Here is a 6,592-nt window from a genome sequence, read left to right on the forward strand (position 1 = left end):
TCAGGCTGCCGTTACTTCATGCAACGCCAGCCAACGCCAACGGCCGTCTTCCTGCCGCAGCACGGCCAGTGCTTCACGCCAGGCCATCCCACCTTCAGCAACGCCCTGCCCTTCACGGTAGCGCAGCATCGCCAACGGTGCCGGCACCGCAATGAACTGCAGGGCATCGATTTCGATACGCAAGCCCGGGCGGGCACCATGGCCGCCAGCGAACATGCCGGCCAGGGCTTCGCGGTCCAGGCGCTGCCCGGCAATACCGACCATGCTGAAGTCGGTGCAGAAATGATCCATCAGCGCATCCAGCGTACTGGCGGCTGCTTCCGCACGGAACCAGGCCTGCAGCTTGGCGATCAGATCATGGAACTCGTTCTCTGCGGTCATCGTCATTGCATTGTCTCGGGTTGGGAAAGAGAGATCGATTGCGGCCGACGCAGCAATACCATCGGCAGCAGAGTCAGTAGGGCGGCCAGCCCCAGCGCCACGCGCGTGGCGTTTGCCGGCAGCCATTGCATGGCCAATGCCAGCAGCAGCGCAATGGCGGCGGTACCGAGGCAGAAGCTGAGTTGACGGTTGAGGTTCCAGAGGACACTGGCATCGCCCAGCGCTTCACCCTCCACGCCATGGAAGGCCAGCGTCTGCGCCGTGCTGCTGCACAGGCTGCCGCCCGCCCCCATCAGCGCGAACAACAGCGCGGCCAACGCGAAGGCCGGCTGCGGCAGCAGCGCCATCAACAGCATGCCGCTGGCCTGCAGCAGCATGCCCGTACGCAGTACCGTGGCCGGGCCGAAGCGAGCCAGCAGGCGCTTGCTGGCCGTGATCGCAGTGGCCGAGGCCAGCGCCCACGGCAGCATCAGCGCGCCGATGCGTGCCGCGCTGTAACCGGCCTGGTGGAGCTGCAGGGTACTGACCAGCTGGCTGCCGATGAATACACCGGGTACGGCCAGATAGATCAGCATCGCCAGCCGCAGCCCACGATGCGACAGCAACGACCAGCGCAGGAGGGGCTGCGCCTGCCGACGCGCATGCCGCAGGTGGGCCACCGCCAGCAGCAGTGCGACCAGCAACAACACGGCACCTGCGCCGCGGTGTCCGGACTCACCCAGCCAGGTCAGCGCCAGCAGCAGCGCGCCCAGCGCCAGCATCGCGGTGGACAGCGCATAGGCCTGCAGCCGCGGCGCACTGCGCACGCCATCGGCCGGCATCCATGCCAGCACAAGCGCGATCGCCACCACCGCCAAGGGCAGGCTGGCCCAGAGCACGCCGCGCCAGGCCAACCACTGCACCAACAACCCGCCCAACGCGGGCGCCAGTGCCGGTACCAGCAACGCCACCAGCAGGATGCGCCGGGTCAGTGCACCTCGCTGATCCGCCGTGCATTGCCGGTACGCCGCGGCCTGCGCGACCGGAATCAGCAGGCCACCGGCCAGCCCCTGCAGCAGGCGCCAGCCGAGCAGCCAGCCGATACCCGGCGCTGCGCCAGCCAGCACAGCGGCAACCGCGAACAACAGCAACGCCACCAGCAGCAAGCGACGCTCGCCGCAGCGCGCAGCCAGCCAGGGCGCCAACGGAATCACCACGCTCAGGCCCAGCATGTAGGCGGTGCCGACCCAGGCCAGGGTGCTGATATCAGCGTGCAGTTCCGCCGCCAAGGCCGGATAGGCCACCGTGGCGATGAACATGTTGACCAGATCCAGGGCGAACACCAGCAGGAAGATCGCCTCATGGCGCAGGCGGGGGGACGGCATCGGCGGCGCTCCAGCAGAGAAGCGGCCAGCATGCCGTGCGGGCCTTGTTGGAAAAACACGACGACAGCTGCAACACTGTCAAATCTGTTTTGACAATAGATCGCCATGGTCAGCCTCGATCGCTTCGATATCTTCCGCGCCGTGGTCGAGGCCGGCAGCCTGACCGCCGCCGCCGACCGCCTGGGCCTCAGCCGCGCGGTGGTCAGCTTCAACCTGAAGCGGCTGGAACAGGAGCTGGGCGTGACCCTGCTGCTGCGCAGTACCCGGCACCTGGCCCTGACCGAGGCTGGCGAGCAGTTCCTGCAGCACTGCGTGCAGGCGCTGGACGCCGCCCAGGCGGCGATCGATGCCGCGCGCCGCGACCAGCACCAGCTGCAGGGCGTACTGCGCCTGACCACCACGCCGGAGTACGCCCAGCTCCGCTTGATTCCTGCGTTGGAGGCGTTCCGTGCGCGGCACCCGGCCCTGCAGCTGCACCTGTCGACCTCACCGGCACCGGCCGACCTGATTCCCGAACGCTTCGACCTGGCGATCCGCCTCGGCCGCCTGCCGGACTCTGGGCTGCATGCCAGCGAACTGGAACGCCATCCACTGTGCGCGGTGGCGGCTCCCTCCCTGCTGGCACGCCTGCCCTCTGCCGATGCTGCCGATGACCCCGTGCAGCTGGGTTCCCTGCCCCGCCTGGGCTACCCGCGTCTGGCCGATGTGCCGGTGGTGGCACCGGATGGCAGCGACGCCCTGTTTGCCACCAACCCGGGCAATGCGGTCGTGCGCGTAGATGGCGCCAGCAGCCTGCGCACCTTCGCCGTGGCCGGTGCCGGCGTCACCGTGCTGCCACGCTGGCTGATCGAGGACGATCTGGCCCTGGGTCGGCTGCGACCGGTACTGCGCCAGCACCGCTTCCCGCAGCAGAGCGTGTACGCGGTCTACCCGCACAGCACGCAGCCCTCGCCAAAGGTGCGTCAGCTGATCGATTTCCTGCGCGGGTGGTTTGGCAGCGCGCCCGGGTGATGACGGCGTCCGCCGGGCGCGGCGTTCTGGAGCCGAGCCCACGCTCGGCTCCGTTCTACAACAGCCGAGCATGGGCTCGGCGCTACAGTAGATATCCGGTAGCGCCGGGCCGTGCCCGGCGAGCGCAGCGGCAATCTACAAACAAACACGGCCCCTTCCGGGGCCGTGTCTTCAAGGCATCAGCGCAGCACCTGCTCCACCAGCTGCACGTCCACCGTCTGCAGCGGCTCGGCGGCATTGCGCGACAGCTGCACCTGGTAGGTGCCGCCGTCGATCTTCCACTGGCGGGCCTGCGCATCGTAGTGCGCCAGCGTCTTCGGCTCGGCTTCGATGCGGATGCGGCGCTGTTCGCCCGGCTGCAGCTGCACCTTGTCATAGCCGATCAGGCGGATCGGCGTGGTGCTGCCGGCCGGCAGCTTCAGGTACAGCTGGGCCACGTCGGCACCGGCGCGCTTGCCGGTGTTGCGAATGTCCACGCTGGCGACCAGGCGCGAGCCTTCCACACTCACCTTGAGGTTTTCATAGGCGAACGAGGTGTAGGACAGGCCATGACCGAACGCGAAGGTGGGCTTCAGGCCCTTGGCCGCCATCCACTTGTAACCGACGTTGGCACCTTCGATATCGAAATCGAACACATCACCGAACGGCTTGGCCGGCTTGAAGCCGAGGCCGTCGATGTGCGGGCGCGGCAGCTGCGATTCGTCCACCACCCAGGTCACCGGCAGGCGGCCGGACGGATTGACCTGGCCGGTCAACAGCGCGGCAATGCCTTCGCCACCGCGGATGCCCGGGTACCAGGCCTGCAGCATCGCCGGCACCTGCGCCAGCCATGGCGTGCGCACCGGGCCATTGGTTTCCAGCACCAGCACGGTCTTCGGGTTGGCCTTGGCCACCGCCGAGATCAGCGCGTCCTGGTTGTCCGGCAACTGCATGTCCGGCAGATCCACCGATTCGGCGGCCCACTGGGTGGCGAACACGATGGCGACGTCGGCCTGCGCGGCAGCCCTGGCCGCGGCGGCGGCGTTGGTGCCGTCCACGTACTCGATGGTCGCGTCCGGACGCGCTGCGCGCAGCGATTCCAGCGGCGAGGACGGGTGGAAGATCACCGGGCCCGGCCAGGTGGTCGGCAGCACGCCCGGCACCGCATTGGTGCCCTTGGCGGTCACGCCCACCATCGACGAACCACCGCCACCGATCACGCCCTTGTCGGCGTGGCCACCGATGATGACGATGCGCTTCACCGTGTCGGCCAGCGGCAGCAGGTTGCCTTCATTGCGCAGCAGCACGCTGCCCTCTTCCACCGTGCGCTGGGCGACGGCGAAGCCGGCCTCGGCATCGACCTTCTGGTGCTGCGGCGGGTTGTCGAAGTTGCCATGCAGGAACATCGTGCGCAGGATGCGCGCGACCATGTCACTCAGGCGCGCCTGCGGCACCACGCCGCCATGCACGGCCAGGCGCAGCGGCTCATCGAAGAACACCGCCGCGTCGAACACTTCGCCGGCCGACTGCTGGTCCAGGCCGGCCAGCGCCGCCTTCGAACCGCTGTGCACGCCACCCCAGTCGGACATCACGAAACCGGGGAACTTCCATTCCTGCTTCAGCACCTGGTTCATCAGGTAGCCGTTCTCGCAGCCGTAGGTGCCGTTGATCTTGTTGTACGAGCACATCGCCACGCCCGGGCGGCCGGCTTCCAGCGCGATCTCGAAGGCCAGGAGGTCCGACTCGTGCATGGCCTGTTCGCCAATGCGCACGTCGTGGAAGTTGCGGCGGGTCTCCATGTCGTTCAGCGCGAAGTGCTTCATCGAGGAGATCACGTGCTGGCTCTGCACGCCCTGGATCAGCGCGCCGACCATCGAACCGGCCAGCAGCGGATCTTCACCGGCATATTCGAAGTTGCGGCCATTGCGCGGATCACGCTGCAGGTTGACGCTGCCCGACAGCAGGATGTTGAAGCGCTGCTGCCATGCCTCGCGGCCCATGGTCGCGCCACCCGCGAAGGCGACCTGCCGGTTCCAGCTCGATGCGGTGGATGGGCCCGATGGCATCGCCGTGGCGAAATCACCGGGGCGGATGCCGCCCGGATTGGTCACGCCGACGCCGGCATCGGCCGACTGCTGCGACGGAATGCCCAGGCGCGGCACTGCCGGCACGAAGCCGGCCGAACCGACCGCGCCTTCCGGCAGCGGGCCACCGTCCTTGCCCAGCCCGAAGTAACTGTGCAGCATCTGGAACTTCTCGTCCTCGGTCATCGCCTTCAGCAGCAGCGCAGCGCGCGCATCGGCGTTGAGGGTGGTGTCCATCCACGGCCTGTCGCCATGTTTGTCGGCGGCATAGGCCAGGGTCAGCAGGGTGGCGCGCAGGGTGTTGCCTTCCAGCTTGAACGGCGCACTGCTGGCGGCCTGGAAACCATCGCTGAAATAGCTGGCATCGGCTTCCAGGGCGACACGCGCCGGATCGAAGCCTGCGGCCTTGGCCGATTCACCGGCCACCGCACCGAGCAGCACCGCCGGTGCACCCAGCCGCGAACGGGTGACCAGCGCTGGCAGCTGCGCGGCACCTGCACCGGCATCGGTATAGACCGCCACCGTGTGGCGGCCATCGTCCAGGCGCAGGTAGCTCAGGCCCGGCTGGTCCGGGCCGGATTCAGCGGCGATCGGCAGCCGGGTCAGCACGGCCTGGCCGCGCTGGATCTGGCCATCGTCACTGCTGGCGGCGATGAAGCGGTACTCGTAGCCCAGGCCATCGGCCAGCACCTGCAACGGATCGACCTGGCCGATGCCGCGCTGCACCTGGCGCACGCTCACCGCGTCCACCTGCAGGGTCTTCAGCTGGGCGGCCAGGGCCGGCATCGTCTCGGCGGTCGGGGCCTGTTCCAGGGTCAGCACAGTGAACGCGGCGGGGTCGGCCCAGGCCGGGGCGGCCAGTGCGACAGACAGGGCCAGGGACAGTGCAAGCGGCTTTGTAAACGTTTTCATCGGCAGGCGTAATTCCGTTGCCAAGGCAATCGGTCCAGGGAAAGTGCCGCCGAAGGGTGCAGCGTTCATGCCGCGCAGGAATTGCCAGGCAACCTCCCGCAGGCCGAAGGACGGGCCGGTCTGCGCCTGGGACCCTCCTCCCGGCGTGACAACCTGCCTGTCCGGGCCGCGCAGGGCGACCCAATCCTGTGAAGATTGTGCGAGGGCGTTCACACCTGTCAACAGGACCTAAGTCACAGAGGCAACCCGGCCAGCGGTTATCAGGCCATCACCGGCGGTCATCAGCAGGCTGCGTGGGGCTGCCGATAATGAGGTGTCACCGGCCCTGGACCCCGCCCATGAACATACACCGCGACTTCGATCATCTCTGGCGTGACCGCTGTGATACCTCCACCCAGCGCAGCCCACGCGTGCTGATCCGGGTATTCGTTGCCCCTGGCGAACTGGAGCGCAGCGTGGCGTTCTACGAGCAGTTGCAGGGTGTGGTGGCCGATGCGGGCTTCCCGTTTCCCGATGCCGGCCTACGCCTGGCGATGGTCGGTGCATTCCTGCTGATCGAAGGTTGCGATGAGGCGCTGGCGCCATTCACTTCGACCACGGGGACGCTGCTGGTCGATGACGTTCGGCCCTATCACGACAAACTGGTCGCGGCCGGTGCCGAGATCATCTTCCCGCTGCAGGTGGTGCCGACCGGGGCGGCGTTCAATGCGGTGCATCCCGATGGCACGGTGGTCGAGTACGTGCATCACCGGCCGGATCCGCACGGGCGGTGAGAGTGCGCGCGACCGGGCTGCGCCCGGCACCCGCAGAGGCAACGGCCAATGCAACAGCAGAAGCAAAAGCTGGGTTCCTGTGGGGTGG

5 protein-coding genes are annotated in these 6,592 nt (G+C 67.9%); 2 read left to right on the forward strand and 3 right to left on the reverse strand.

Annotated features, from left to right (window positions below):
• Both N5D20_RS17005 and N5D20_RS17010 read right to left on the reverse strand, forming a co-directional pair.
• Positions 1–387, reverse strand: coding sequence for a DUF4440 domain-containing protein (locus N5D20_RS17005; RefSeq protein ID WP_019338312.1), 387 nt, complete (start codon positions 385–387; stop codon positions 1–3).
• On the reverse strand, positions 384–1,745 hold the full coding sequence (locus N5D20_RS17010; RefSeq protein ID WP_279914281.1) for an MFS transporter: 1,362 nt from the start codon (positions 1,743–1,745) through the stop codon (positions 384–386). The genes N5D20_RS17005 and N5D20_RS17010 overlap by 4 nt, the downstream gene beginning before the upstream one ends.
• Before the next feature lie 105 nt (positions 1,746–1,850).
• Between N5D20_RS17010 and N5D20_RS17015 the strand changes: the two genes are divergently transcribed.
• Complete coding sequence (locus N5D20_RS17015) at positions 1,851–2,756, forward strand: LysR family transcriptional regulator (RefSeq protein WP_019338314.1); 906 nt, start codon at positions 1,851–1,853, stop codon at positions 2,754–2,756.
• A gap of 179 nt (positions 2,757–2,935) precedes the next feature.
• On the opposite strand, the gene N5D20_RS17020 is transcribed toward N5D20_RS17015, so the two are convergent.
• Positions 2,936–5,731 carry a glycoside hydrolase family 3 C-terminal domain-containing protein gene (locus N5D20_RS17020; protein WP_279914282.1) on the reverse strand — a complete coding sequence of 932 codons (2,796 nt, stop codon included), beginning with the start codon at positions 5,729–5,731 and terminating at the stop codon, positions 2,936–2,938.
• Positions 5,732–6,069: 338 nt separating this feature from the next.
• On the opposite strand from N5D20_RS17020, the gene N5D20_RS17025 reads away from it, so the two are divergent.
• The gene (locus N5D20_RS17025; RefSeq protein WP_010485036.1) at positions 6,070–6,504 is read left to right on the forward strand and encodes a glyoxalase/bleomycin resistance/dioxygenase family protein; all 435 of its coding nucleotides are present in this window, start codon (positions 6,070–6,072) and stop codon (positions 6,502–6,504) included.
• Positions 6,505–6,592 lie beyond the last annotated feature (88 nt).

The sequence above is a fragment of the Stenotrophomonas sp. GD03877 genome, from assembly GCF_029840555.1.
In the GTDB taxonomy this organism is placed as follows: Bacteria; Pseudomonadota; Gammaproteobacteria; order Xanthomonadales; family Xanthomonadaceae; genus Stenotrophomonas; species Stenotrophomonas geniculata.

What these genes read in the sequence shown, in the direction of transcription:
- N5D20_RS17005 (WP_019338312.1), bottom strand. Translation starts at nt 387, where the DNA reads ATGACGATGACCGCAGAGAACGAGTTCCATGATCTGATCGCCAAGCTG.
- N5D20_RS17010 (WP_279914281.1), bottom strand. Translation starts at nt 1,745, where the DNA reads ATGCCGTCCCCCCGCCTGCGCCATGAGGCGATCTTCCTGCTGGTGTTC.
- N5D20_RS17015 (WP_019338314.1), top strand. Translation starts at nt 1,851, where the DNA reads ATGGTCAGCCTCGATCGCTTCGATATCTTCCGCGCCGTGGTCGAGGCC.
- N5D20_RS17020 (WP_279914282.1), bottom strand. Translation starts at nt 5,731, where the DNA reads ATGAAAACGTTTACAAAGCCGCTTGCACTGTCCCTGGCCCTGTCTGTC.
- N5D20_RS17025 (WP_010485036.1), top strand. Translation starts at nt 6,070, where the DNA reads ATGAACATACACCGCGACTTCGATCATCTCTGGCGTGACCGCTGTGAT.